This window comes from Micromonospora psammae, assembly GCF_036902725.1.
GTDB lineage: Bacteria > Actinomycetota > Actinomycetes > Mycobacteriales > Micromonosporaceae > Micromonospora.
The window spans coordinates 113,043-138,727 of sequence record NZ_JBAKHM010000009.1; the positions used below are offsets into that span (position 1 = coordinate 113,043).

General features: G+C 73.2%; 23 protein-coding genes and 2 tRNA genes. 16 read left to right on the forward strand and 9 right to left on the reverse strand.

The annotated features are described in order from the left end of the window. The first annotated feature begins 38 nt into the window (after nucleotides 1-38). From V6U79_RS13800 to nudC, 3 genes are all read left to right on the forward strand, one after another. Nucleotides 39-1,349 (forward strand): M16 family metallopeptidase, encoded by a 1,311-nt coding sequence (locus tag V6U79_RS13800; protein WP_334614873.1) that lies wholly within the window; start codon nucleotides 39-41, stop codon nucleotides 1,347-1,349. A 291-nt stretch (nucleotides 1,350-1,640) separates the two neighbouring features. Continuing rightward, the gene (locus tag V6U79_RS13805; protein ID WP_334524507.1) at nucleotides 1,641-2,984 is read left to right on the forward strand and encodes a M16 family metallopeptidase; all 1,344 of its coding nucleotides are present in this window, start codon (nucleotides 1,641-1,643) and stop codon (nucleotides 2,982-2,984) included. Further along, nucleotides 2,981-3,928 (forward strand): NAD(+) diphosphatase, encoded by a 948-nt coding sequence (gene nudC / locus V6U79_RS13810; RefSeq protein WP_334524505.1) that lies wholly within the window; start codon nucleotides 2,981-2,983, stop codon nucleotides 3,926-3,928. The genes V6U79_RS13805 and nudC overlap by 4 nt, the downstream gene beginning before the upstream one ends. Before the next feature lie 135 nt (nucleotides 3,929-4,063). Here the strand turns inward: nudC and V6U79_RS13815 are convergent, their stop codons facing one another. The 3 genes from V6U79_RS13815 to V6U79_RS13825 form a co-directional block, all read right to left on the reverse strand. Continuing rightward, complete coding sequence (locus V6U79_RS13815; protein ID WP_334524503.1) at nucleotides 4,064-4,339, reverse strand: hypothetical protein; 276 nt, start codon at nucleotides 4,337-4,339, stop codon at nucleotides 4,064-4,066. 213 nt (nucleotides 4,340-4,552) lie between these two features. Further along, complete coding sequence (locus tag V6U79_RS13820; RefSeq protein ID WP_334524501.1) at nucleotides 4,553-4,789, reverse strand: DUF397 domain-containing protein; 237 nt, start codon at nucleotides 4,787-4,789, stop codon at nucleotides 4,553-4,555. Between the two features lie 74 nt (nucleotides 4,790-4,863). Next, on the reverse strand, nucleotides 4,864-5,841 hold the full coding sequence (locus tag V6U79_RS13825; protein ID WP_334524499.1) for a helix-turn-helix domain-containing protein: 978 nt from the start codon (nucleotides 5,839-5,841) through the stop codon (nucleotides 4,864-4,866). Nucleotides 5,842-6,075: 234 nt separating this feature from the next. Between V6U79_RS13825 and V6U79_RS13830 the strand changes: the two genes are divergently transcribed. Beyond that, nucleotides 6,076-7,341: an MFS transporter gene (locus V6U79_RS13830; RefSeq protein WP_334524497.1), complete on the forward strand. Its 1,266-nt coding sequence runs from the start codon at nucleotides 6,076-6,078 to the stop codon at nucleotides 7,339-7,341. 66 nt (nucleotides 7,342-7,407) lie between these two features. Here V6U79_RS13830 and V6U79_RS13835 read toward each other — a convergent pair whose 3' ends face one another. Then, nucleotides 7,408-7,650, reverse strand: a complete 243-nt coding sequence (locus V6U79_RS13835; RefSeq protein ID WP_334524494.1) for a mycoredoxin — start codon at nucleotides 7,648-7,650, stop codon at nucleotides 7,408-7,410. A 90-nt stretch (nucleotides 7,651-7,740) separates the two neighbouring features. On the opposite strand from V6U79_RS13835, the gene V6U79_RS13840 reads away from it, so the two are divergent. The 3 genes from V6U79_RS13840 to V6U79_RS13850 all read left to right on the forward strand — a co-directional run bounded on the left by V6U79_RS13840 (nucleotide 7,741) and on the right by V6U79_RS13850 (nucleotide 10,775). Beyond that, a complete protein-coding gene (locus V6U79_RS13840) occupies nucleotides 7,741-9,936 on the forward strand; it encodes an ATP-dependent DNA helicase UvrD2 (protein ID WP_334524492.1) in 2,196 nt (731 codons plus the stop codon). Nucleotides 9,937-10,028: 92 nt separating this feature from the next. Next, complete coding sequence (locus V6U79_RS13845) at nucleotides 10,029-10,277, forward strand: hypothetical protein (RefSeq protein ID WP_334524490.1); 249 nt, start codon at nucleotides 10,029-10,031, stop codon at nucleotides 10,275-10,277. A 132-nt stretch (nucleotides 10,278-10,409) separates the two neighbouring features. Further along, nucleotides 10,410-10,775, forward strand: coding sequence for a WhiB family transcriptional regulator (locus V6U79_RS13850; protein ID WP_334524488.1), 366 nt, complete (start codon nucleotides 10,410-10,412; stop codon nucleotides 10,773-10,775). A 307-nt stretch (nucleotides 10,776-11,082) separates the two neighbouring features. Here the strand turns inward: V6U79_RS13850 and V6U79_RS13855 are convergent, their stop codons facing one another. The 3 genes from V6U79_RS13855 to V6U79_RS13865 all read right to left on the reverse strand — a co-directional run bounded on the left by V6U79_RS13855 (nucleotide 11,083) and on the right by V6U79_RS13865 (nucleotide 13,976). Beyond that, nucleotides 11,083-12,414 (reverse strand): ABC1 kinase family protein, encoded by a 1,332-nt coding sequence (locus V6U79_RS13855; protein WP_334524485.1) that lies wholly within the window; start codon nucleotides 12,412-12,414, stop codon nucleotides 11,083-11,085. Between the two features lie 115 nt (nucleotides 12,415-12,529). Then, entirely contained in the window at nucleotides 12,530-13,606 is a 1,077-nt protein-coding gene (locus V6U79_RS13860) for a hypothetical protein (protein ID WP_334614874.1), read from the reverse strand. A 202-nt stretch (nucleotides 13,607-13,808) separates the two neighbouring features. Continuing rightward, a complete protein-coding gene (locus tag V6U79_RS13865; protein ID WP_007072829.1) occupies nucleotides 13,809-13,976 on the reverse strand; it encodes a DUF5679 domain-containing protein in 168 nt (55 codons plus the stop codon). 455 nt (nucleotides 13,977-14,431) lie between these two features. Between V6U79_RS13865 and V6U79_RS13870 the strand changes: the two genes are divergently transcribed. Beyond that, the gene (locus V6U79_RS13870; RefSeq protein WP_334614875.1) at nucleotides 14,432-14,962 is read left to right on the forward strand and encodes a M48 metallopeptidase family protein; all 531 of its coding nucleotides are present in this window, start codon (nucleotides 14,432-14,434) and stop codon (nucleotides 14,960-14,962) included. A 70-nt stretch (nucleotides 14,963-15,032) separates the two neighbouring features. Continuing rightward, nucleotides 15,033-15,635, forward strand: a complete 603-nt coding sequence (locus tag V6U79_RS13875) for a hypothetical protein (RefSeq protein ID WP_334524473.1) — start codon at nucleotides 15,033-15,035, stop codon at nucleotides 15,633-15,635. Nucleotides 15,636-16,247: 612 nt separating this feature from the next. Here the strand turns inward: V6U79_RS13875 and V6U79_RS13880 are convergent. After that, on the reverse strand, nucleotides 16,248-17,480 hold the full coding sequence (locus V6U79_RS13880; RefSeq protein ID WP_442933772.1) for a zinc-dependent metalloprotease: 1,233 nt from the start codon (nucleotides 17,478-17,480) through the stop codon (nucleotides 16,248-16,250). Between the two features lie 189 nt (nucleotides 17,481-17,669). Between V6U79_RS13880 and V6U79_RS13885 the strand changes: the two genes are divergently transcribed. From V6U79_RS13885 to V6U79_RS13915, 7 genes are all read left to right on the forward strand, one after another. Continuing rightward, nucleotides 17,670-18,683, forward strand: a complete 1,014-nt coding sequence (locus tag V6U79_RS13885; RefSeq protein WP_334524466.1) for a YlbL family protein — start codon at nucleotides 17,670-17,672, stop codon at nucleotides 18,681-18,683. 140 nt (nucleotides 18,684-18,823) lie between these two features. Next, complete coding sequence (locus tag V6U79_RS13890) at nucleotides 18,824-21,793, forward strand: UPF0182 family membrane protein (protein WP_334524464.1); 2,970 nt, start codon at nucleotides 18,824-18,826, stop codon at nucleotides 21,791-21,793. A 157-nt stretch (nucleotides 21,794-21,950) separates the two neighbouring features. Continuing rightward, complete coding sequence (locus tag V6U79_RS13895) at nucleotides 21,951-22,460, forward strand: SigE family RNA polymerase sigma factor (protein WP_334524462.1); 510 nt, start codon at nucleotides 21,951-21,953, stop codon at nucleotides 22,458-22,460. Continuing rightward, nucleotides 22,450-23,397 carry a hypothetical protein gene (locus V6U79_RS13900; protein ID WP_334524460.1) on the forward strand — a complete coding sequence of 316 codons (948 nt, stop codon included), beginning with the start codon at nucleotides 22,450-22,452 and terminating at the stop codon, nucleotides 23,395-23,397. The genes V6U79_RS13895 and V6U79_RS13900 overlap by 11 nt, the downstream gene beginning before the upstream one ends. 57 nt (nucleotides 23,398-23,454) lie before the next feature. Further along, nucleotides 23,455-23,531, forward strand: a tRNA-Met gene (locus tag V6U79_RS13905). 200 nt (nucleotides 23,532-23,731) lie between these two features. Then, a tRNA-Met gene (locus V6U79_RS13910) sits at nucleotides 23,732-23,805 on the forward strand. 130 nt (nucleotides 23,806-23,935) lie between these two features. Beyond that, entirely contained in the window at nucleotides 23,936-24,184 is a 249-nt protein-coding gene (locus tag V6U79_RS13915) for a hypothetical protein (protein WP_334524458.1), read from the forward strand. A 43-nt stretch (nucleotides 24,185-24,227) separates the two neighbouring features. On the opposite strand, the gene V6U79_RS13920 is transcribed toward V6U79_RS13915, so the two are convergent. Beyond that, entirely contained in the window at nucleotides 24,228-25,559 is a 1,332-nt protein-coding gene (locus V6U79_RS13920) for an ABC transporter substrate-binding protein (protein WP_334614876.1), read from the reverse strand. Between the last annotated feature and the right edge of the window lie 126 nt (nucleotides 25,560-25,685).

Here is a 25,685-nt window from a genome sequence, read left to right on the forward strand (position 1 = left end):
GCCGGTGCCGCCGGTGCCGACGCGCTAATGTCGATCACGTGCCGACGCGCAGAGCGAGAATCCCAGCTACGAGATACCCCGTCGAACGGTTCACCCTCGACAACGGCCTGCGAGTGGTGCTCACCCCCGACCGCAGCGCCCCGGTCATCGGGGTCGCGGTCGTCTACGACGTCGGCATCCGCTCCGAGCCCGAGGGCCGCACCGGCTTCGCCCACCTCTTCGAACACCTGATGTTCCAGGGCTCGGAGAACCTGGAGAAGCTCGCCCACTTCCGGCACGTGCAGGGCGCCGGTGGCACCTTCAACGGCTCCACCCACCTCGACTACACCGACTACTACGAGACGCTGCCGAGCAGCGCCCTGGAACGGGCGCTGTTCCTGGAGGCCGACCGGATGCGCGGCCCCCGGCTGACCGAGGAGAACCTGCGCAACCAGGTCGACGTGGTCAAGGAGGAGATCCGGGTCAACGTGCTCAACCGGCCGTACGGCGGGTTCCCCTGGCTGACCCTGCCGCCGGTCATGTTCGACACCTTCCCCAACGCGCACGACGGCTACGGCTCCTTCGTCGACCTGGAGTCCGCCACCGTCGCCGACGCCGCCGACTTCTTCCGCCGCTACTACGCCAGCGGCAACGCGGTCCTCGCCGTCAGCGGCGACATCGACGTGGCCGAGGCCACCACGCTGATCGAGCGGCACTTCGGCGATGTGCCGGCCCGCCCCGCGCCGAAGCGCCCCGACTTCGCCGAACCCGACCTGACCGCCGAGCGGCGCACCTCGTACACCGACAAGCTGGCGCCGCTGCCGGCGGTGGCCGGGGCGTGGCGGGTGCCCGACCCGCTCGGCGACCTCACCGCCTACCTGCCGTACGTGGTGCTGGCCGAGGTACTCACCGACGGTGACGCCTCCCGGCTGGTGGAGCGGCTGGTCCAGCAGGACCGCACGGTCACCGGCCTCGGTGGCTACCTCGGCTTCATGGGTGACCCGTTCGACGTGCGCGACCCCACCGCGCTGCTGCTCCAGGCGCACCTGCCGCCGGGCGGCGACGTGGACAAGGTGCTGCGCACCATCGACGAGGAGCTGGACCGGCTGGCCACCGACGGGCTGACCGACGGCGAGCTGGCCCGCACCCAGGCCAGGATGGCGACCCACCTGCTGCGGGAGACCGACGCGGTGCTCGGCCGGGCCCTCCGGATGGCGGTGCTGGAGCAGCAGCGCGGCGAGCCGGGCCTGCTCAACGAGCTGCCCCGGCTGGTCGGCGAGGTCACCGAGGAACAGGTCCGGGCCGCCGCCGCCACGCTGCGGCCGGAGCGCCGCGCGGCCATCGAGGTCATCGCCGGAGGTGCCAGGTGAGCGCGAGGAGTGAGCCGGGTCTGCGAGCCCCGCAGTCGCGAACGGAGGAGGTTCGGTGAGCGCGAGGAGTGAGCCGGGTCTGCGAGCCCCGCAGTCGCGAACGGAGGAGGCTCGGTGAGCGCGAGGAGTGAGCCGGGTCTGCGAGCCCCGCAGTCGCGAACGGAGGAGGCTCGGTGAGCGCGAGGAGTGAGCCGGGTCTGCGAGCCCCGCAGTCGCGAACGGAGGAGGCTCGGTGAGCGCGAGGAGTGAGCCGGGTCTGCGAGCCCCGCAGTCGCGAACGGAGGAGGCTCGGTGAGCGCGACAACGACCGTTCCCGCCGGGCCGCGGGCCCTGCCGCCCCTGGGCCGCACCCGCAAGTTGAAGCTGCCCCGGCAGGCCGAGCGGAGGCTGGCCAACGGGCTCACCGTGATCGCGGTACGCCGCCCGGCCGTGCCCCTGGTCGAGCTGCGGCTCTGGATGCCCTTCGGCCGTACCCAGCTGGCCCGCGGCGCGATGCTCGCGCAGACCGTGCTCTCCGGCACGGAGACGATGACGGCCGTGCAGATCGCCGCCGAGCTGCAGAAGGTCGGCGGCGGGCTGTCCGCCGGCGTCGACCCGGACCGGCTGATGCTCTCCGGTGCCGGGCTGGTCACCGGCCTCGACCGGATGCTGGAGATCCTGGCCGAGGTGCTGACCGGCGCCACGTACCCGAACAAGGACGTCGCCACCGAGCGGGACCGGCTGGTCGACCGGATCCAGGTGGCGCAGAGCCAGCCCGCCCACCTGGCCCGGACCGCCCTGCTCAAGCGGATCTACGGCCGGCACCCGTACGCGGAGCAGACCCCCGATCCCGACCAGGTCCGCGCGGTCCGCCCGCCCGCGCTGCGCAAGCTGCACGCCGACCGGGTGCACCCGGCCGAGGCGGTGCTGGTGCTGGTCGGCGACGTGCAGCCGGACCGCGCGCTGGACGCCGCCGAGCAGGCGCTGGCCGGTTGGCGCGGCGACACCCGCGGCGTCGACCTGCCGCCCGCGCCGCCGCTGGAACCGGGCCCGCTGCTGCTGGTCGACCGGCCCGGCTCGGTGCAGTCCTCGCTGCGCATCGCGCTGCCGGCGGTGCCGCGCACCCACCCCGACCATGCCGCGTTGCAGTTGGCCAACCTGGTCTTCGGCGGCTACTTCTCGTCCCGGTGGACGGAGAACATCCGCGAGGACAAGGGCTACACGTACGGCCCGCACTCGCTGGTCGAGCACTCGGTCGCCGGGTCGGTGCTGGTCGCCTCCGCCGAGGTCGCCACCGAGGTCACCGGCCCGGCGCTGCTGGAGACGACCTACGAGCTGGGCCGGCTGGCCTCGCTCCCGCCGAAGCCGGACGAGCTGGAGCAGGCCCGCCAGTACGCCCTCGGCACCCTCCAGCTCGGCATGTCGACCCAGGCCGGCCTCGCCTCCCTGACCAGCGCGTACGCCGGCAACGGGCTGCGCCTGGAGTTCCTCGCCGAGCACGCCGCCCGGTTGGCGAAGGCGACCGTGGACGACGTCGCCGAGGCGGGCGCCCGCTACCTGGCCCCGGCGAAGGCGGTCACCGTGGTGCTGGGTGACGCGGAGCGGATCGAGGGCCCGCTGTCGGCGCTGACCCCGGTCGACCGGGAGCCGGCGTGAGCGGCGAGCCCGCGCCGCCGCTGGCCCGCTCCACGCTCGACCGGGCGGCGCACCGGCGTACCGACCCGGAGTGGCTGGCGCAGGCCTGGCGGCGGGCCCGGGTGCTGGTGCTCGACTCGACCCGGGAGGGGCGGGCGCTGGTGCACACCGACACCAACCCGCCGAGGCTCGTGCTGCACGACCCGGCGGCGCTGACCGTCACCGCGGACGCGGTGCCGCTCTTCCTCGGGGTGGAGCCGGACGACGTGCCGGTCTTCGCCGTCGACGCCCCGCTGCCGGAGCTGCCGGGCACCCGGGCGGTCAACCTGCGCGAGGTGGGCCACCTGCTGGGCGACCGGGACGCGGGCATCTTCACCACCGCGCTGGCGCTGGTCAACTGGCACCTGGGGCACGAGTGGTCGCCGCGGACCGGGCACCGGACCGAGGTCGACGAGGGCGGCTGGTCGCGGGTGGACGCCGAGGGCCGGCGGTCCTGGCCGCGTACCGACCCGGCGATGATCGTGCTGGTGCACGACGGGGTGGACGGGCCGGAGGGCCGCTGCCTGCTCGGCAACAACGCCACCTGGCCCCGCACCCCGGGCGAGCGCCGCTTCTCGTGCCTCGCCGGCTACGTCGAGCCGGGCGAGTCGGCGGAGGCCGCCGTCCTGCGCGAGGTCCGCGAGGAGGTCGGGGTCGCGGTCGAGCGGATCGGGTACGCGGGCAGCCAGTCCTGGCCGTTCCCCGGCTCGCTGATGCTCGGCTTCCTGGCCGAGGCCGATCCGGGGGAGCCGGTGCACGTCGATCCGGCGGAGATCGCGTACGCCCGCTGGTTCACCCGTCGGGAGATCGGCGCGGTGCTGGCCGGCCGGGCGGTGGACGCCGGCGACGGCGCGCGGGTGATCCTGCCGCCGCCCTCCTCGATCGCGCTCTTTCTGATCCACCGCTGGCTCGACGGCCACTGCTGAACCGGCCGGACGCGGTCCCGGCCCGGGACCGTCGTTGCCGCGACGATCCCGGGCCGGGAACACGGACCGTCGTGGCGGATGGGGCGAGGAACTCGGCGGGGGAGCCGGTCCGACCACGGCGGACGTCGGTGGGGGTCAGGTGGCGGTGTCGACCCAGCTCTCCTGACGGGTCGGGGTGGGCTCGTCGAGCGGGAGCACCTTGACCCGCTGTCGCCCGGAGCGGACCGCGCCGACGGTGGCGAGCGCCCGGGCCAGCAGCAGCGCCGCCTCCCGGTCCTCGGCGTGCACGGTCTGTCGGCGGGCCTCGGGGGTGGTCGTCTCGTCGCGCAGCCGGCCACCGCCGGCCCAGGCGGCGGCGATGTCGGTGTCGGCGGCGGTGCGGATGTCGGTACGAACGATCAGGAAACGCATGGCTGTCTCCGGATGGGCCGCGACGGACGAGTACGCAGTGGAACTTCCACGTCACTGATTCGTCATGTTACGCCCGCCGGGGGTCTCAGCAAGTGAAACGCGGCCATCTGTCCGGTGCCCGACCGATCGGCCGATGCCTGCTCAGCACGGTCGGTGGTCGCGGACGACGAGGGGCCGCCGGCGTCGTGCCGACGGCCCCGTACGGTCAGCGGATCAGTTCAGGTCGAACTGTCCGTTCCTCGCCCCGGTGATGAACCCGAGCCAGCCGGCCCGGTTGAACAGCAGCACCGGACCGCTCGGGTCCTTGCTGTCCCGCAGCGCGACCGCGGCCGGGCCGGTGCCCAGGGGGGCCACCTCGACGCAGTTGGAGGTCTGGCTGCGGGTGCTCTTACGCCAGGGGGCGTCGGCGAGCTGCCGGGTGAGCACGGTGTTGTTGCGGATCTCGTTCATGGTTCTGCTCCTGCTCCTGGGGTTCGTTGGGGACGAGTGACCCGTGCCCGGCCCCGGCGGAGTTCAGGTGTGCATCACCGTTCCGTCAGGCGCCCGGAGTACCGGCTGCGCTGGACCGGCGCCGCTGCCGACCCCTGCGCCGCCGTGGACGAGGCCGCCGTCTCGGTCAGCCGTCCCGTCGCTTCGAAGAGCCAGGAGAGGGTGTCCGATGCGGAGAGCGCCGCCGAGCATAGCCACTCGAATGCCACTTTATAGCGATTCAGGGTGTTTGCCTCGGTTGACATGGCGTCGATGAAGCCACCTTCGATGGCCAGCGTCTCCGGGTCCTGCGGGTCGGCGAAGCGGTAGAGCGAGAACGCCGTCGGCGGCAGGTAGAAGTCGCCGATCCGGGCGTCGCGCAGCAGCAGGCGCAGCGTCACGTTGGGAAGCATGGCCAGCTCACAGAGCTGGACCAGTTGCTCGCGCAGCACCTCCGGCGGACCGGCCCGCCGGCCGAGCGCCGCCTCCTCCAGCACCGCGGTGTAGCGGGGCCCGTCGGCGCGGTCCAGCAGCGACTGCCGGGCCAGCCGCGCGCGTACCTCGGTCTCCGGGTCCTCGCCGGTGTCCGGCTCGCCGGCCTCGGTCGCCGCCCGGTTCGCCGAGACGATCCGCAGCCGCGCGTACCCGGGGGTCTGGAGCAGGCCCGGCACCAGCACCGGGTTGTACTCGCGGATCTCCGCGCAGCCCGCCTCCAGCTCCGCCCAGCCCAGCTGCTGCTGCGTCATCACCGGGTACGACTTGAGCCAGCCCCGCATGTCGCCGGCCTCGAGGGTGATGCCGAGCAGGTCCTCGCTCAGCTCCGGCTCGGCGCCGTAGAGCGCCAGCAGGAGGCGGACGTCGTCCGGGTCGGGGCGGCTGCGGCCGTTCTCCAGGCGGGACAGCTTGGAGGCCGAGGCCCAGCCGATCCGCTCGATCACCTGGTCGCCGGTGAGCCCCGCCGCCTCGCGCAGGCGGCGCAGTTCGGTGCCGAGCCTGCGACGACGCAGGATCGGGCTCGGTACGGCAGGAGGCACGGGTGTCCTCATTTCCGTCGACCGCCGCGGACGCGACGGTAACTGTATGAAATTCGCCCCCCACGGTCAGTATGGACGGCGCGACCGGCGTCGGAGGTTCCGGCGAGGGCGTGTCTGAAGACAAAAAGAGGACTGTGGAAAGTGTCAGCGGTCCGGACGACGATGTCCGGGTCGGCCGCACCTCCCCCAGACGCGCCCGGGAACCGGGCGCCACCCCCGCGGAGGGAACCCCCCATGCGCACCGTCCTGCGCCGCCCCGACTTCCGACTCCTCTTCGGCGCGCTGCTGGCCAGCATGGCCGCCGAGTCGGTCCTGCTGCTCGCCCTCGCCATCTGGGTCAAGGACCTGACCGGCTCCGACGGGCTGGCCGGCGCCACCATCTTCGCGATCATCGCGCCGATGACCCTGGCGCCGCTGGTCGGCTGGGTGGTCGACCGTTACCGCCGCCGGCCGTTCTTCGTCGCCGCCAACCTGGGCACCGCCATGCTGCTCACCCCGCTCTTCGCGGTCCGCGACCGGGGCGACGTGTGGATCATCTACGTGGTGGCGGCCCTCTACGGCCTGTCGTACCTGACGCTCAGCGCCACCCTCAGCGGCCTGATCCGCCAGCTGGTGCCGAGCGAGCTGCTCGCCGACGCCAACGGCGCGTTGCAGACCGTACGGCAGGGGTTGCGGCTGGGCGGGCCGCTCGCCGGGGCGGCCCTCTACGCGGCGGTCGGCGGCTGGCTGCTGGCGGCGCTGGCGATGACCGGGTTCGTCACCGCCGCCGTCGTGGTCGGGACGATGCGGGTGGCCGAGGCGACGCCACCGCCGGCCACCCTGCGCTGGCCCGCCGAGCTCGGCGCCGGCCTGCGCCACCTGGCCGCCGAGCCGGCGCTGCGCCGGGCGCTGCTCGGCTACGGGCTGGGTTCGCTGGTGATGGGCTTCAGCGAATCGCTGATCTTCGCCTACGTCGACCAGGGGCTGGGCCGCGACGCCGCGTTCGTCGGGGTGCTGGTCGCCGTCCAGGGCGTCGGCGGGCTGGTCGGCGGGCTGCTCTCACCCGCCGTGGTGCGCCGTACCGGTGAGCTGGGGGCGCTCGCCGCCGGGGTGACCTTCTTCGGGCCGGCGGCGCTCGCGCTGGCCTGGCCGGACCTGCGGCTCGGGGTGCTGGCGCTGCTGCTGGCCGGCGTCTCGCTCCCACTGACCCTGGTCGGGTTGACCACGCTGATCCAGCGGCGGACCCCGGCGGGGCTGCTCGGCCGGGTCACCGCGGCGTCGGAGGCGATGGTCAGCGCCCCGCAGGCGGCCTCCATCGGAGCCGGCGCGCTGCTGGTCAACGTGCTGGACTACCGGCTGCTCTTCGTGGTCGTCGGCGTGGTCACCACCGCCGCCGGGGCCTGGCTCTGGCACGGCCGCCGGCTCTCCCCGCCGCCCGTGCTGCCGCCCACCGCCCCGCCGCCGCTCGTCCCGGCGCCCCGCCGCCCGACGGAGCGCCTCACCCCCGGCCCCACCCGGTGACCCGCCAGACGGAAGAAGTGGCCGCCCCGGTGCGGGACGGCCACTTCTTCGACCCGGTACGGCGGGTCAGCCGGCGATCTCGGCCAGGTGCTGCTTGACCTGGGTGATGGAGGGGTTGGTCAGGGCGCTGCCGTCGGCGAAGCGGAGTGTCGGGACGGTCTGGTTGCCGCCGTTGACGCTCATCACGAAATCGGCGGCCTGCGGGTCCCGCTCGATGTCGACCACCTCGTAGCCGATGCCCTCGCGGTCCAGCTGCGACTTGAGCCGGTGGCAGTAGCCGCACCACGACGTGGAATACATCGTCAACATGGTCAGGTCCTCCAAGGTTCGCTGCGCCCGCCTCCGTTCAGGTCAGGCTAACCGCTGCAACATCACCGGGAGCTGAGATGATTCCTCGCTGTGGTGGTTCACTCAGCGGCCGAGCTCGTGCTCGCCGGGCTGGATCCGGAGCAGCGGTCGGCGGTGACCGCCCCGGCCGGCCCGGTCTGCATCCTCGCCGGCGCCGGCACCGGCAAGACCCGCGCGGTGACCTCCCGGATCGCCCACCGCGCGCTGTCCGGGGAGATCTCCCCCCGGCACGTGCTGGCGGTCACCTTCACCGCCCGGGCCGCCGCCGAGATGAGGGCCCGACTCACCGCGCTCGGGGTGGCCGGCGTGCAGGCCCGGACCTTCCACGCCGCCGCGCTGCGGCAGGTGCGCTACTTCGCGCCCCGGCTGCTGGCCGGCCGGGCCATGCCGGAGCTGCTGGACAGCAAGGTCCGGGTGGTCACCCTCGCCGCCGCCAAGGTGGGCCTGCGGACCGACCGGGCCGCCGCGCGGGACCTCGCCGGTGAGATCGAGTGGGCCAAGTCGTCGCTGGTCGAGCCGGGGGAGTACGTGGTCGCCGCGGCCAAGGCGCTGCGCGAGACGCCGCACGAGCCGGCGAAGGTGGCCGAGGTCTTCACCGCGTACGAGCGGCTCAAGCGCGCCAACGGGGTGATCGACTTCGAGGACATGCTGCGCGCCGCGGTCTGGGGCATCGAGGAGCATCGGGACGTCGCCGAGCAGGTCCGCGGCCAGTACCGGCACTTCGTCGTCGACGAGTACCAGGACGTCAACCCGTTGCAGCAGCGGCTGCTGGAGGCGTGGCTCGGCGGCCGGGACGACCTGACCGTGGTCGGTGACGCGAGCCAGACCATCTACTCGTTCACCGGGGCGACGTCGTCGTACCTGGTCGACTTCCCCCGCCGGTACCGGCACGCGACAGTGGTCCGGCTGGTCCGCGACTACCGCTCCACCCCGCAGGTGGTCGGCCTGGCCAACGCGGTGATCGCGCAGGCCCGGGGCGCCGAGGCCCGGCTGCGCCTGGAGCTGCACGGCCAGCGCCCACCGGGCCCCGAACCGGAGCTGCGGATCTTCACCGACGAGCCGGCCGAGGCCGCCGCGGTGGCGGCCCGCTGCCGGACCCTGGTCGACGGGGGCACCCCGGCGAAGCAGATCGCCGTGCTGTTCCGCACCAACGCGCAGTCCGAGGCGTACGAGAAGGCGCTGACCGAGGCCGGCGTGCCGTACGTGGTGCAGGGGGCGGAGCGGTTCTTCGAGCGGGTCGAGGTGCGCCAGGCGATGGTGGCGCTGCGGGCCGCGACCCGCTCGATCCCGGGGGAGACCCCGCTGCCGACCGCCGTGGTCGAGGCGCTCGCCGCGGTCGGCTGGGCCCCCGACGCCGCCCCGGCCGGCGGCGCTGCGCGCGAACGCTGGGAGGCGCTCGCCGCGCTGGTCCAGCTCGCCGAGGAGTACGCGGTCACGCCGGAGGTGGTGCCGATCGGCGAGGCCGCCGCGGTGGAGCGCCCGGTCACCCTGGCCGACTTCAACGAGGAGTTGGCCCGCCGCGCCGCCCAGCAGCACGTGCCCACGGTCGACGGGGTGACCCTGGCGTCGCTGCACTCGGCCAAGGGGCTGGAGTGGGACGCGGTCTTCCTGGTCGGGCTCTCCGAGGGCACCCTGCCCACCACGTACGCCCGGACCCCGGAGCAGGTGGAGGAGGAGCGCCGGCTGCTCTACGTGGGGATCACCCGGGCCCGGGAGTGGCTCTGGCTGTCGTACGCGACGGCCCGCTCGCCGGGCGGTCGGGCCCGGCGGCCGTCGCGGTTCCTGCCCCAGCTGGACCGCTCCGGCGGCGGCGAGCGGGCCGGTGGCGCCGTGCCCAAGCGCGGCGTCGAGCGGCGGCGCACCCAGGTGGTCTCCTGCCGGATCTGCGGCGCGACCCTGCTCGCCGGCCCGGACCGCAAGCTCGGCCGCTGCCCGACCTGTCCCTCCGACATCGACGAGGGCCTGTACGAGCGGCTGCGCGACTGGCGGGCCCGGGTCGCCGGCGCGCAGAAGGTACCGGCCTATGTGGTCTTCACCGACGCCACCCTGACCGCGCTGGCCGAGCGGCGTCCGGGGCGACCCGAGGAGCTCGTGGCGATCGCCGGGATCGGCCCCCGCAAACTCGGCCTGTACGGCGAGGCGGTGCTGGCGCTGGTGGACGGCGCGGCGGTGGACGACATCGCCCCCGAGAAAACTTTCGAAATCTCGTCGTTAAATCGTTTGCCCTCGCCCCCGGGCGAGGAATAGCCTCAGGACACACCTTGGGAGCGGCGCCATTCCGGCTGCTCACAAGGGGAGACCGATGTCGGCACGAGTGAACGTGAGGGAGGTGGCACCCCGTGAAGATCTTCATGTATGAGCGTCCGGCGGCGATGCCAGCTGCCCACGCTCCGCTGTCGGCTGTCCGGGTGGCCCTTGCCGCCACGCGACCGTCGGTTCCGCAGGTGCACCAGGTTCAGGCCGAGCTGAACCTGACCGTCGCGCCGGCCGGAGTCGAGGGGACCAGTGGCTTCGCGGGCATGGGCATCGGTGTCGCCAAGAAGCGCACGGATGTCCGCGGCGTTCCACCTCGAGGGAGACCGGTCTGAGACTCAGACCACCGGCTCACCTCGAGGCCGCGGAACCCGTTCACCGGGATCCGCGGCCTCAGTTTTTTGTCCACGCCGAAGTACGTCGGAATGCGATCCACGAGATCGAAGTGAGAGAGAGGTGACCGGGAGATGAGTCTGGCGTTGGCCCCACTCGACGTGAGTGTCGAGGTGGAGGCGAACCTGCCCTGCCGGAAGTTCGACCCCGACCTGTGGTTCTCCGACTCGCCCGCCGAGCTCGAGCTGGCCAAGTCGCTCTGCGGGGACTGCCCGCTGCGCGTCGAATGCCTCGCCGGCGCGGTGGAGCGGGCCGAGCCCTGGGGCGTCTGGGGCGGCGAGATCTTCGAGCGTGGCGCGGTCGTACCGCGCAAGCGGCCCCGTGGCCGTCCGCGCAAGGAGGACCTCGCCCGCGACGCGGCGCTCCGGGTCGAGGCCGAGGCGCGACTGGTGGCCAGTGGTGTGGCCCCCTCGCGCAACACGGTCCGGCTGGCGGCCTGACAACTACCCGATCCGCACCATCCACGCCCGGTGTCACCACCGGCTACCAGAAAGCCGAAGAAGATGCTGCACCTGCCGAACGGAACCGAGATGCAACTACTCCACGAAGCGTTGTCCCGGGCTCGAATGCGCCAGCCTCAGGCCGGTCGTACCACCACGAGCACTGAGGCAACCCGTTCCGCCCGTACCGTCGCGATGAAGAGCCGGGGCCAGTCGGCCCGCGACCTGGGCGTTCTCTAGTTCCCTACTGATCCGCGGGGGCGGTGACCGGACTCCGGTCACCGCCCCCGCGTCGTACGTGGTGGGGTCAGGCCACCGGCGCGAAGCCGGGCAGCCAGCGCTCCAGGATCCCCCGGTACGGCGCCTTCGCCTCCAACTGGCAGAGCACCCCGATCGAGCCGAGCGTCACCCGGTGGATCATCAGGTACGACGGGGGCAGGTTGAGCTGCCGGCTGAGCTGGTAGGTCGGCGACTTCGGGCTGGCCAGGCGGGCCGCCTCGGACCGCAGCCAGGCCCGGCTGAACCGGAATTCCTCGGCGGCGATCGGTTCCAGCATCGGCCGCAGGAAGTCGAGCACCGCCTGGGCGTCGATCGGCTCGGTGGAGCTGACGAACCCCTCCTCACGCAGGCCGTTCACCACCCTGTCCGCGTCACCGCGCAGCGCCAGCCCGGCGATCCGGCCGATCGGCTCCGGGGTGCCCTCCGGCATCCGGGCCACCGCGCCGAAGTCGATCACGCCAAGTCGGCCGTCCGGCAGCAGCCGGAAGTTGCCGGGGTGCGGGTCGGCGTGCAGCAGGCCGGCCCGGGGCGGCGCCGACAGGTGCAGGGTGGCCATCAACCGGCCCGCGGTGTCGCGCTGCTCCTCGGTGCCCTCGCGGATGATGTCGGCGAGCGGTATGCCCTCGATCCACTCGGTGACCAGCACCCGGGGCGAGCTGGAGAGCACGGCCGGGATGAAGATCTCCGGGTCGTCGGCGTATGCGGCGGCGAAGGCCCGCTGCGACTCGGCCTCCAGCTCGTAGTCCAGCTCCTCGGTGACCCGCTCCCGCAGCTCGACCAGGAGCGGCTTGACGTCGAGACCCGGCTGGATGGCCCGGAACATGCCGCCCAGCCGGGAGAGCTGCTTGAGGTCGGCGATCAGGGCGTCGCCGGCCCCCGGATACTGGATCTTGACGGCCGCGGTCCGCGCCTCGCCGGTCTCCGGATCCCGCCAGACCGCCTTGTGCACCTGCCCGATGCTCGCCGCGGCGGCCGGGGTGTCGTCGAACTCGACGAACCGGTCCCGCCAGTCCGGGCCGAGCTGTTCGGCCAGCACCCGGTGCACGGTCGCCGCGGGCAGTGGAGGCGCCGCCTCCTGCAGCTTGGTCAACGCCTGCCGGTACGGCGCGGCGATCTCGTCCGGCAGCGCCGCCTCGAAGACCGACAGCGCCTGCCCGAACTTCATCGCACCGCCCTTGAGCTGCCCGAGCACGCTGAAGAGCTGCTCGGCGGTGCGCTGTTGTATCTCGGCGGAGATGACGTCGGAGGCGAGCCCGGTGACGCGCTTACCCATGCCGAGGACGGTCCGGCCGGCGAAGCCGAGCGGCAGAGCGGCGAGCTTGGCGGTCCGGGACACGGCCCGGCGCGGGATGTCGGTCACCCGGCCATTGTTACCGACTCCGACCCCTCGCTGCTGCCACCGGAAGGAAGGGGCCCCGGTCGACGCCCGGCGTGGGTGGCACGGGGCGCGGTCGACGGTCGCCCGGCCCGGTCGCTCAGCGGCGCCGGCGGGAGCAGCCGCAGGACGGGTGCGGTGGCCACACCCGGCGCCGGAACCGACCGGCCGCGCCGATCTCCACCGCGCAGCCCACCGTCTCCGGGGTGGTCCCGTCGAGGTGGGCCAGCACCTCGCCGACCGCGTACCCGACCGCGGCGAGCAGGGTGGCCGTGCCGCAGGCCTGCTCGGTCGGCTCCGCCGCCAGTTGGGCGGCGAGCGTGGGCCAGCCCGGGTCCCGGTCGACCCGGTGCAGGTGCAGGCAGTACAGGCAGGGCCCGGCCGGCGGTCGGACCAGCGGCCCGATCACCGGCACCCCCTCCCGCAGGCCGAGCAGCAGGTGCGGCTGGCGACGCTGGGCGTACCCGGCGGCGAGGAGGGCGGCCGGACGATCCGTGCCGAGGTGGACGACCAGCTCGACCCGGGCGCGGGGGAGCGGTCGGGTCTGTGTGCCGGGGGCGGTGCGGCCGATCGCCGCCCGGACGGCGGCGGCGAGCGGACGCCCGACGTCGGCCGCCGCCAGCCCGGTCCCGACCAGGTCACCGGGGCGGACCGGGCCGGCCAGATCGGGCACCACGTGACCCACCCCGGCCTGGGCGAGGGCGACCGCGACCGGGCCGCCGAGCCGCCCGGGGCCGGTGACCACCACCCGGGCGGCGCGGCGCCGCCGCAGCACCTGGGCCGGGGTGCCCGGCAGCGTCGCGGAGGCGAGCGCGAGCGCCCCGGCCTCCGCGGCGAGCCGGGTCCGCGCCGGCCCGGCCAGGTCGCGGGGGAGCAGCGTGTGCGCGGGTACGACCAGCCCGGCGGCGTGGAGCGTGTCGAGCAGTCCGCGTGCGTCGTCCGGCCCGATCTCCGCGCTCACCGCGTCGGCCAGGACGCGACGTTCACTGCGGCTGCCGTCGAGCAGGTCGAGCAGGCGGACGGCGCGTGGGTCGGCCACCTCCAGCAGGACGGCGCGACCCGGGGCCAGGCCGAGTTGCAGGGTGTGCCGGTCCCGCCACAGCCGGCTGAGACCGGGCAGCAGGGTCGGACGGGTCAGCGGGGTGCGGGCGGCGAGGGCATCCGGCGGCGGGCTCATGTTGACGAATCGTGACCGTGTCGGTGCTGTCCGTCGATCGTTGTCCACAGGTGCGCAGGCCCGTATCCAGGGTTGTCCACAGGAATCCGCGCGTTGTCCACAACCGGCGGGTAGGTGTGTCGGGGAGGCGACAGCTCGCCGGGTCCGGGAACGAGCGGGGGGAGGGTGGCCGTCGGCCACCCTCCCCCGCGAACTCGTACCGTCAGACCTTGGCCTTGCCGAGGATGCGGTTCACTGTTGTGCCGCATACCGGACACTTGCCCTTGGCCATGTTCATCCCGGTCTTCGAGACCTCGATGTGCCCCTCGAAGTCCCGCTTCTCCTTGCACTTGACGCAGTAACCGTTGTAGGTCTGGGCCTGGTCGGCCACGGTAGCCTCCTCGTCTCGTCCGCCGGGACGTGTCGGCCCGGCGGGTCTCCCGGCGGCGGACCACCTGGGGCGCCCCGCGCTGGGTCTTTCGTCGCGGCCACCCACGTGACCGCTGGTTGGCGGACCCTACCCAGCTCTGGGTGAATCCATGTCAGCTGTGCATCGACACTGTGAGGAAGTCGACGTCGAGAGTGTGCATGCCGAATTAGGTGGGATAAGTGAGTTTGCCGGGGACACGCCGGTTGAAGAGGCTCGAAGGGCCTCGTTCGGGGGCTGCAGTCACCACTTTCCGCTGATCACCTACCGTGGTGAGGTACGCCGCAGATTTTTTCGGGACTCTCCACGCCCAACCATCACTTTCCGGGCGCGGGTCGACGTGTTGACTCTTGCGGACCCCTGGTCAGTACGCATTAGCTTTCCCTCGTGGCAGGAAACCACGGCTGCGCGGCCCACTGATGGCGGGGGTGCGGAAGCCGGTCGTCGAGGTACGGCGTAGTCAGCGCCGGCGGCGCACGGTGTCCGCCTACCGCGACGGAGAGCGCGTCGTGGTGCTCATCCCCGACCAGTTCTCCCGCGCCGAGGAGAGCGAGTGGGTCGACCGGATGCTGGCCCGGCTCGCCGCCCGGGAAGGCCGGTTGGCGCGCTCCGACACCGAACTGCTAGACCGGGCGCTCCGCCTGATCAACCTCTACCTCTCCGATCACGGCGGCGACGCCCTGCCGGCCAGCGTCCGCTGGGTCACCAACCAGAACGGCCGCTGGGGTTCCTGCACCCCGGCCGACCGCACCATCCGGATCTCCCACCGTCTCCAGGACATGCCCGAGTGGGTGCTCGACTACGTCCTGCTGCACGAGCTGGCACACCTCATCGTGCCCAGCCACAACGCCTGCTTCTGGGCTCTGGTCAACCGGTACGCCAAGACCGAGCGGGCCCGCGGCTACCTGGAGGGGGTGGCCGCCGCCTCCGGCGTCCCCCTGCCTGACTGACCCTTCCGCCCTCCGTCTCGTGCGTCGGGCACGCCGGGCGGGGACGAGATGGTCGCACTAGGGTCGGGACGTGACCCGACGAGTGCTGGTGGCACTGCTCGCCCCGGTGGCCTGGTCGCCGCCGGGCATCGACCTGTCGGCCTGGCGCGCCGCGCTGGCCGAGGACGTGGTGGACCTGCTCGCCACCCTGGCCGAGGTCGAGACCGCGGTGGCCGTGACCGCGGCGGACCGGTCGCTCGCCGAGGCGGTGGTCTGGCCCGGCACCGTGATCCACGAGGTGCCCGAGCCCACCGTCAACGCCGTCCTGGCCACCCTGACCGACCACGACCAGGCGGCCGTGGTCGCCGCCGACGCGCCGGACGTGCCCGGGCTGACCCTGGGCAAGCTGCTCCGGCCGTTGACCAGCCGACCGGTCGCGCTCGCCCCGGTCGAGGGAGGTGGACCCGGACTGCTCGGCGTGGCGTCGCGGCTGCCCGTACCCGGATGGTTGCCGCCACTGGACCTGGACACCGCACTCCCCGCGGACGTCCGCCGGGCGGCGCCGGCCCCGGCCGACGTGGCGGTCACCGCCGGCTGGCGTCGACTACGCGGGCCCGCCGACCTGGCCGCCCTGGATCCCGCCGTGGAGGGGTGGGAAGCCACCCGCGCCCTGCTCTCCGGACGCGCGGCCTGAGCGACTCCGCCTCCCGCCTGGCCCGCCGTCACCCGTGCCCGTCCCCGCGCTGCGCGGGTTCGCGCGGTTGCCGTTCCCGTGCTGTGTTGGTTCGCGTGCTGCGCGGGTTCGCGCGGCTGCCGTTCGCGTGCTGCGCGGGTTCGCGCGGCTGCCGTTTCCGGGCAGCGCCGGTTCGCGCGCTGCGTCTGTGCGGACTGCGCTCGCTTCCGCGCCACGCGGGATCCGGTCGGCTTGCCCTTTAGAGCTGATGACGTAAACGGTTCACCGGCCCGGACCGACCGCTGGGTGAGTCGTTAACGTCATCAGCTCTAAAGGACGGCAGACAACCGGCAACATCACCGCTGGGAAGGCCCTCGGCAGCCGTTGCCATCGCCGGCCGGCACGCAGCGCCGCAGCGCCACTGGTGCGGCCCGCAGACAACGCCGGAGCCCGCAGCGCCGGACGCGGGCCGCAGCCATCGCGGGACGGAGGTCGCGGAGATCGCTGGACGGGGCCCGCAAAGATCGCCGGGCGCGGCTCGCAGCTGCCATCGGCGGGGCTGGTAGCCGTCCGCGTCCGCAGATGCCACCGGCCAGGCCGTGGGTCTCCACGGTCCGGCCGGTGGCGTGCTCGTCAGGACTTGTCGGGGTCGTCCCCGGTGTCGTCCGGTCGCGGCTGCGAGCCGCCCGGGGCCTGCTCCTGCGGGCCGCCCGGCGCGGTGAAGTCGAAGCTGGCCAGCTCGTCGTCGAGGTCGAGCCGGGCGGTGGCGAAGGCCACCGGGTCGGCGAAGTCCTCGTCGGAGGGGAGCAGGTCGGGGTGGCCCCAGACCGCGTCCCGGCCGGTGATGCCCCGGTGCTCGGTCAGCGCCGCCCAGAGCGCCGACGCCTCGCGCAGCCGGCGGGGCCGCAGCTCCAATCCGACCAGGGCGGCGAAGGTCTGCTCGGCCGGGCCGCCGGCGGCCCGGCGCCGGCGGAAGGCCTCGCCGAGGCGGACCACGTTGGGCAGCCGCTCGCCGGCGGCGTTGTCCACCACGTGGCATACCCAGCCCTCGACCAGCGCGAGCGCCGTCTCCAGCCGGGCCAGCGACGCCTTCTGCGCCGGGGTGTCCTCGGGGGTGAAGATGCCCTCCAGGGCGATCGCCTGCATCGACTCGGGATCGGTCGGGTCGACCCGACCCATCGCCTCCTCGATCGCCTCCCGGTTGACCCGGATGCCCGAGGCGTAGTTCTCCACCGCGGTCAGCACGTGCCCGCGCAGCCACGGCACGTGCTCGAAGAGGCGCTGGTGGGCGGCCTCGCGCAGGGCGACGTAGAGGCGTACCTCGTCCTCGGGCAGCTCCAGGCCCTGGCCGTACGTCCGGATGTTGGCCGGGACGAGGGCGGCGGTGCCGGCCGGGCCCAGCGGCAGGCCGATGTCACCGGCGGAGAGGACCTCCGCGGCGAGCTGGCCGAGCGCCTGGCCGAGCTGGCCGCCGAAGAGCGCCCCGCCGAGCGTGGCGACCATCGACTGCATCGGGCCGAGCTGGGCGCGGGCCTCCGGGGGCACCAGGTCGCCCATCGCGCCGACCATCCGGCTGGCCACCGGGTCGCAGAGCTTGCGCCAGACGTCCAGCGTCTTGTAGATCCACTCGTTCCGGTTCCAGGCCACGGAGGTGCGGATCCCGGTCGGCCAGGCCGACATCGGCTCCAGCCAGAGGTCGGCCAGGCGCAGCGCCTCCTCCACCGCGTGCCGCTCGTACGGCGACGGCATCGGATCGCCGGTGGCGGCGAGCTGGCTGGCGGCGACCTGCCGGGCCAGGTCCCAGTTGACCGGCCCGCTGCCCGGCGCGGAGAGCAGGTGCTGCAACTGCGACATGAACTGCTGCATCTGCGCGGGATCGTTGGGGTCTGGTGGTTGCCCACCCGGGAGCGCGAAACCGAACGGAATATCAGGCACGACGTCTACGGTACGCGCGCCGCGCCCCAGGTCGCGGCCGCTGGCGTTGCGCTGAGGGCGAAGTCCGCGTCGGCCCGCCGCTGGCCGCCGTCCGGTCGGTCGGTCGGTACGCTCTGCCGCATGAGACGTCGTGGCGTGACCGTCCTCCTCGGTGCTCTGCTCACCACCCTGTTGAGCATCGGCGTGCTCGGCGCTCCGATCCCGTACGTGGTGCTCGGCCCGGGCCCGACCGTCAACACGCTCGGCACCTCCGACGGTAAGGAGGTCATCCAGGTCACCGGCCGCGCCACGTCGACCTCCGCCGGTCAGCTGCGGATGACCACGGTGGGTGTGCAACCCGAGGTGAAGTTGCGCGGCGCGATCGCGGGCTGGTTCTCCGCCGACGAGGCGGTGGTGCCGCGGGAGCTGGTCTACCCGCCCGGTGAGACCCGGGAGGAGGTGGAGAAGCGCAACGCCGAGGACTTCGAGAACTCGCAGTCCAGCGCCGAGACCGCCGCGCTGGTCGAGCTGGGGTACCCGGTCCAGGTGGTGGCGAAGGAGGTGGCCGCCGACGGCCCGGCCAACGGGGCGCTGAAGGCCGGCGACGTGATCACCGCGGTAGACGGGACCACGGTGACCACCGCCGCGAAGCTGGTCGAGCTGGTCCGGGCCAAGCCGGCCGGCACCGCGCTGAAGATCGGCTACACCCGCGACGGCGTGCCCGGCACGGCCACGGTCACCAGCCGGGAGCAGGACGGCAGGCCGCGCATCGGGCTGGTGCCCGAGCAGCGGCAGCCGCACCCGTTCACCCTGAAGATCGACCTGGGCAACATCGGCGGGCCCAGCGCCGGGCTGATGTTCGCCCTGGGCATCGTCGACAAGCTCGAACCGGCCGACCTGACCGGTGGGAAGATCATCGCCGGCACCGGCACCATCGACGACGAGGGGCGGGTGGGCCCGATCGGCGGCATCGCCCAGAAGCTGGTCGGGGCGAAGGAGGCCGGGGCGAAGTTCTTCCTGGTGCCGGCGGACAACTGCGCGGAGGCGGTCCGCAATCCGCAGCCCGACCTGCCGCTGCTCCGGGTCGGATCGCTGGACGAGGCGCTCACCGCGTTGGAGACGCTGCGGGCCGGGGGCCAGCCCACCCGCTGCTGACCAGGGGCCGCCGCAGGAGGCGCCCGGCGAATCCCCAGGCGATCGTGACGTGACCTTGACCCGACGTGTTCAGCAACACCCCGTACTCTGGGTGCCTGTCCGGAGCCGATCACATCGAGCGTGCGGAGCGAACAGTGGTCATGCGTAGCAGCCCCCTACCCCGGATGAGTCGACGCGGACGCGTCACCATCGGGGTGCTGGTCGGGGTGTTCGTCCTCTTCACCCTGCTGGGCTGGGGTGTCCAGGCCTGGACGGACTGGCTGTGGTTCGACGAGGTCCGTTACACCCAGGTCTTCACCAGCGTGCTGGTCACCCGACTGCTGCTCTTCCTCGCCGTCGGCCTCGGCATGGCCCTGTTCGTCGGCGGCAACCTGTGGCTGGCCTACCGGCTGCGGCCGACGCTGCGGCCGCACTCGCTGGAGCAGGCCACCCTGGAGCGGTACCGGATGCTGCTCAGCCCCCGGGTCGGCACCTGGTTCTCGGTCACGGCGGCGGTGATCGGGCTCTTCGCCGGCCTCTCCGCGCAGACCCGCTGGGACCAGTGGCTGCTCTTCCGCAACGGCGGCGACTTCGGGGTCAAGGACCCGGAGTTCGGCGTCGACATCGGCTTCTACGTCTTCCAGCTGCCCTTCTGGCGGTACCTGCTCGGCGTCGGCTTCACCGCGGTGGTGCTGGGCCTGCTCGGCGCCCTGGCGGTGCACTACATCTTCGGCGGCGTCCGGTTGCAGGGCGTCGGCGACCGGATGACCAACGCCGCGCGGGCCCACCTCAGCACGCTGGTCGCGGTCTTCGTCCTGCTCAAGGCCGTCGCGTACGTGCTGGACCGGCGGGCCATGCTGCTGGAGTACAACGAGGGCGCCAAGCTGTACGGCGCCGGCTACGCCGACGTGAACGCGCTGCTGCCGGCCAAGGAGATCCTGGCCTACATCTCGGTCGTGGTGGCGATCGCGATCATCGTGTTCTCCAACGCGGTGATGCGGAACCTGGTCTGGCCGGGCATCTCGCTGGCCCTGCTCGGTGTCTCCGCGGTGGCGATCGGCGGCATCTACCCCTGGGCGGTGCAGACCTTCGAGGTCAAGCCGAGCGCGCGGGACAAGGAGGCGCCGTACATCTCCCGCAGCATCGAGGCGACCCGCACCGCGTTCGGCCTGACCGGCACGAAGACCACCGGGTACGCGGCGAGCAACCTCACCCCACCGGCGAGCCTGGCCACGGACACCTCGGTGGTGCCCAACGTCCGGCTGCTCGACCCGCAGCTGGTCTCCGAGACGTACACCCAGCTCCAGCAGGTCCGGGGCTTCTACGACTTCGGGCCGAAGCTGGACATCGACCGGTACTCGGTGGCCAACAAGACGTCCGACTACGTGGTCGGCGTCCGCGAGGTCAACTACAACGAGCTGACCGAGCAGCAGAACAACTGGATCAACCGGCACACCGTCTACACCCACGGGTACGGGCTGGTCGCCGCCCCCGCCAACCAGGTCGTCTGCGGCGGTCAGCCGTACTTCGTCTCCGGCTTCCTCGGCGAGAAGGCGCAGGAGGCGTGCTCCTCGCAGGCCGAGCAGATCCCGGCCAGCCAGCCGCGGATCTACTACGGCGAGCGGATGGAGGAGGACGACTACGCGATCGTCGGGCAGCGCGACAAGAGCCGCAACGCCGAGTTCGACCGTCCCTCCCCGACCACCGGCGGCGAGCAGTACTACACCTACACCGGTGAGGGCGGTGTGGAGATCGGCTCGTTCACCCGCCGGCTGCTCTACGCGATCAAGGAGCAGGAGTCGAACTTCCTGCTCTCCGAGGCGGTCAACGAGAACTCCCGGCTGCTGTACGTGCGCAACCCGCGGGACCGGGTGGAGAAGGTCGCGCCGTTCCTCACCCTCGACGGCGACCCGTACCCGGCGGTGGTGGGCGGCCGGATCCAGTGGATCATCGACGCCTACACCACGGCGGCGACCTACCCGTACGCCGAGCGGATCAACCTGCAGACCGAGACCACCGACGAGCTGACCAACCGGGGCACCTTCCAGCTGGCCCGGGAGAACGTCAACTACATGCGCAACTCGGTGAAGGCGACCGTCGACGCGTACGACGGCACGGTCCGGCTCTACGAGTTCGACGAGACCGACGCGGTGCTCAAGGCGTGGAACAAGGCGTTCGGCGGCGACCTGGTGCTGCCGAAGAGCGCCATCCCGGCCGAGCTGACCGAGCACTTCCGCTACCCGGCCGACATGTTCAAGGTGCAGCGCAACCTGCTGACCAAGTTCCACGTCACCAACCCCGGCGACTTCTACTCCGGCCAGGACTTCTGGCAGGTGCCGAACGTGCCGGACGCGCCGGACAGCGGATCCAAGCAGCCGCCGTACTACCTGTTCACCCAGTTCCCGGGGCAGCAGTCGCCGCGCTTCCAGCTCACCTCGGCGGTCACCCCGAACGGGCGGCAGAACCTCGCCGCGCTGATCTCCGGGTCGTACGTCGACGGTCAGCCCCGGTTGGAGGTGCTGGAGCTGCCGGACCAGACCCGGATCTCCGGGCCGGTGCAGGTGCATCAGCAGATGACCAACAACGCCAACATCCGTCAGCAGCTCAACCTGCTCTCCTCCAACCAGGCGCAGGTGCAGTACGGCAACCTGTTGTCGTTGCCGTTCGCCGACGGGATGCTCTACGTGGAGCCGGTCTACGTCAAGAGCAACCAGCAGGACGCGTACCCGCTTCTGCAGAAGGTGCTCCTGTCGTACGGCGACGGTGGCTCCTACGTGGCGCTGGCCGATAACCTGACCGACGGGATCAAGCAGCTCGTCGACCAGGGCAAGCGGGCCGGTGCGCCGGGCACCCCGCCGCCCGGCGGCACCCCACCGGCGCCGCCGCCGCCCGGGAACAACCCGCCGCCGCTCACCGGTGAACTGGCCACCGCCGCGGAGCGGGTGCAGACGGCGATCGCCGAGGTCAAGGCCGCGCAGGCGTCCGGCGACTTCGAGCGGTACGGCCGGGCGCTGAAGGCGCTGGACGAGGCGATGGGCGCGTTCCAGCAGGCGCAGCGGGCCGCCACCCCGGGCGCCCCGGCGCCGAGCGGCAGCGCGTCGGCGTCCCCGGCACCCACGCCGAGCGGCTGAGCGCCGCAGGTTTTCCCGGCGGGGCCCGGGCCCGCGCGACCGACTTCGGTGCGCGGGTCGCGGGCCCTGTCGCTTTTCGGACTAGATGACCGCAACCTGCCGGTGCGCTCCACCGTCTCCTCTTCAGGTGGCTGCGACAGGCAGGGGTGGTGCCGGTATGAGGGACGCGGCGAGTTTCGACGAGTTCTACCGGAGCACGTCGGCGCGGACGCTCCGCTACGGCCACGCGGTGGCGGGTGACCACGGCGAGGCCCAGGACCTCGTGCAGGAGGCGTACGCCCGCGCCTGGCGGCAGTGGGGCCGGCTGGCCGCCCACCCCGCCCCGGAGGCCTGGCTGCGGCTGGTGGTCAGCCGACTGGCGACGGACCGGTTCCGTCGCCTGCGCGGCTGGCGGACGGCGGTCAGCCGCACCGGCCCACCCGAGGACGTACGGCCACCCGGCGAGGACACCGTCCTGCTGGTCGGCGCGCTGCGGCAGCTGTCGGTGAACCAGCGGCAGGCGCTGGCCCTGCACTACCTGTTCGACATGTCGGTGGAGGACATAGCCCGGGAGACCCGGGTGCCCACCGGCACCGTGAAGTCCTGGCTGTCCCGGGGCCGGTCGAGGCTGGCCGAGCTGCTGCCCGGGGTCCACGCCGAGGAGCTGGAGGCCAACGATGTCGCCTGAACTGACCAACTTCTACCGCTCGCTCGCCGACGACACGGACGGACGCGGCCTGGCCGCGCCGGAGCTGGTACGCCGGCGGGCCGACCGTCGGGCGTGGACCCGCGCCGCGACGGGTGCGCTGGCCGTGGCGGTCCTGGCCGCCGGAACCGCCGTCGGCGCCCAGCTCGTCCTCGCCGCCGACCGGCGTACCCCGGTGGGCCCCTCGGGAGACACCTCGCCCGCGCCGTCGGTGTCGCCCGCGCCGTCGTCGTCATCCCCGGTCCCGAGGCCGTCCCCGTCGACGCCCCCCGCGCCGCCCAGCTCCCCGTCGCGGGCGGTGACCTCCGCCCCGCAGTCGGGGGGCGCCCCGCCGACCGCGCGGACCCCGACCTCCGTCCCCGACCGGGCGTTCTTCGTCCTGGCCGCGGCGAACGACACCGGCATGACGCCGGCGTTCCTCGCCGGACCGGTGCTGCCGGAGCTCTGCGACGCCGACCCCGGCGCGTCCGGGATCGTCCAGCGGCGGGCCCGCACGCTGGCGTTCAAACTGGCCGACACCCCGCCGGGGTACGTCCCGGACGGCTCCTACCGGCACAGCGTCACCATCTACCGGGCCGGCCGGGCCGGCGACGCCCTGGCCGAGCTGCGGCGGGCGGTGCGCGACTGCCCGACCCAGCCGGCGTCCGGCGGCGGGGAGGGGCTGACGTCGACCCAGCGGCTGCTGCCGGACGCCGGCTACGGCGACGAGTCGGTGCTGTTCGAGCTGCGTCGTCCCGCCGCGGACCACGAGGGCGCCCCGGCGGTCGAGGAGGTGGTCCGGCTGGTCCGCGCGGTGCGGGTCGGGGACGTGGTGACGGTGCTCTGGGAGCAGGGCTGGGAGGGGACGTCCAGCCCGCGGTCCCAGGTCGACGCGGACAGCCGACGTGCGGTGGCGGCCGTCCGGGACTGGTGGAAGTGAGGAACCCGGGCCCGTTTTGCGGGCCCGGGGGTCCGTACGCTACGGTTGTCCCAGCGACGCGGGGTGGAGCAGCTCGGTAGCTCGCTGGGCTCATAACCCAGAGGTCGCAGGTTCAAATCCTGTCCCCGCTACCACGACGGCACGGCCCCGAGGATCTCATCCTCGGGGCCGTTTCCGTTTGCCAGCTTTCGGGGCGTCCCGGCCGTCGATCGGCGGCAACGGGCGGGCGGTGGGCTCCCCGACGTCGTTCGCAACGCCCCTGAGCTGCCCGAACGTCGGATCGGGGTACCCGCCTGAGCTCGGTGACGGTGGTGCGCTAAGCTTATGAAGCCGACGCGGGGTGGAGCAGCTCGGTAGCTCGCTGGGCTCATAACCCAGAGGTCGCAGGTTCAAATCCTGTCCCCGCTACTGCTTCACGAGAGGCCCCGGAGTTCATCTCCGGGGCCTCTCGCCGTTTCCGGGCACCGCCGGTCAGGAAAATCAGACCTTTGGGGCGGTCCGACGTGCCAGGGTTGCCCGCCTCGGTCAGGATGAGGGCATGTCTTCTTGGAGCAAGTGGTCGGGCCGCCTGGGCGCGGTCCTGGGTGCGGTCGTGTTGTCGGTCTTCGTGCCGGTGGCGGCGTGGGCCTCCACGGGTCCGGGTGAGCTGGTGGTGGAGGCGGCGCGCCGCCGCGGGCGCGGCGGCGGTGGTCTCCTCGGCCTGCTCTGCTGCCTGGTGGTGGTGGTGGCGATCGTCCTGCTGGTGCTCCGGCTGTTGCGCAACCGCCGCAACCGTCCGCCGCGCTGAGCCGACGCCGTGCCGTCCGTCCCCGGGACGGACGGCACGGCGCTCAGTTGGCCAGCACCGCCTGGGCCCGCGCCATGAACTTCGAGGTGGCGGCCCGGGCGCCGGACTTGCCGGACCGGATGCTCCGCGCCGCCTCGGCCAGCAGGGTGCGCACCTGGTCGTGCCCCTTCGGCGGCGGCGGCGGCGCCGTGCCGACCTGATCGTTGAGCAGCTGGGCGAGAGTGGCGACCCGCTTCTGGATCGGATCGTCGAGCGCCTCGACGACGGCCCGCCGCACGGGGAGCGACGGTGGCAGCCCACGTTCGGTGCCGAGGGTCTGTCCCGCCTCCACCGTGAGGGTGAGGAAGCTGATCACGTCGGCCACCACGTCCGCATGCCGGGTGCCCCGGAAGCCCGCCCAGTACATCGAGGCCCGGTCCCACTGCGCGGCCGGCGGGCCGGGAAAACCGGCCAGGGCCAGCTCGTCGCGGCTGTTGCGCTGTAGCTCCGGGAGCTGGTGCGACCAGGCGAACGAGGCGGCGGTGTGGCCGGTCACCACGAGCTGGCGGGCCGGGTCGCCGCGGTCCGCCCGGTCGACCAGGGCCGCTGCGGGGGTGGCCCGGTCGGCGCGGGCGCGCTGCCAGAGCTCGAACCAGTCGAGCAGGGCGATGGAGCTGAAACCGAGGTTGCGACCCTGGTAGAAGTCACCGCCCTGGGCCCGCAGCCAGAGCCACATGGCCCGGTGGTCCCCGGACGCGTCCATGGTGCCGGCGACCCGGCCGCCGCTGACCCGGGTCACCCGGGCCGCCCACTCGAGGTATTCGGTCCAGGGCGTGCCGGTGGTGGGCGCGGGCAGTTCGAGCCGGTCCAGCAGGTCCTTGTTGTAGACGACGACGGGATGGGTCTGCGCGGCGGGGACGGCCCAGGTGCGGCCGTCCACCCGGCCGTAGTCGGCCAGCCCCGGCGGCAGGCCGCGCAGGTCGAGGCGGCCGTTCGCGGCGTACCCGCTGAGGTCGAGGGTGACGCCGCGCTGCGCGTACTCGGCCAGCATGCTGTCGTCGACCTGGAACAGGTCGGGCACGTTACCGCCGGTGGCCTGGGTGGCCAGCCGGTCGTAGTAGCCGTCGAGCCCCTGCCAGGTGACCCGGAAGGTGACCCGGGGGTTGCGCGCCGAGTAGAGCCGGAGCGCCTTCTCGGTGGCCTCGGCCCGCCGGTTCCCACCCCACCAGAAGACCGAGAGCTCGACCGGCCCGTTCGCCCCCGGCGCGGCGGCTCCGTCGGTGCACCCGGTCAGTCCACCGGCGGCGAGTGCCGGCGCGGCCAGCAGCGCGCCGAGCAGCCGCCGCCGGGCGGGGTCGGCCGCGGACCGGAGCAGCGGTGGGCGGGCAACGGGCACGGGACGCTCCAGGAACGGGACGGGGGACGGCCGGACCATTCACGCAGGCTCCGCGCCCGGGTGTCAACGCCCACCGGCCGGCACCACCGCCGGGGTACGCGCCGGCGGGCGGTGGGACGCTCGGGT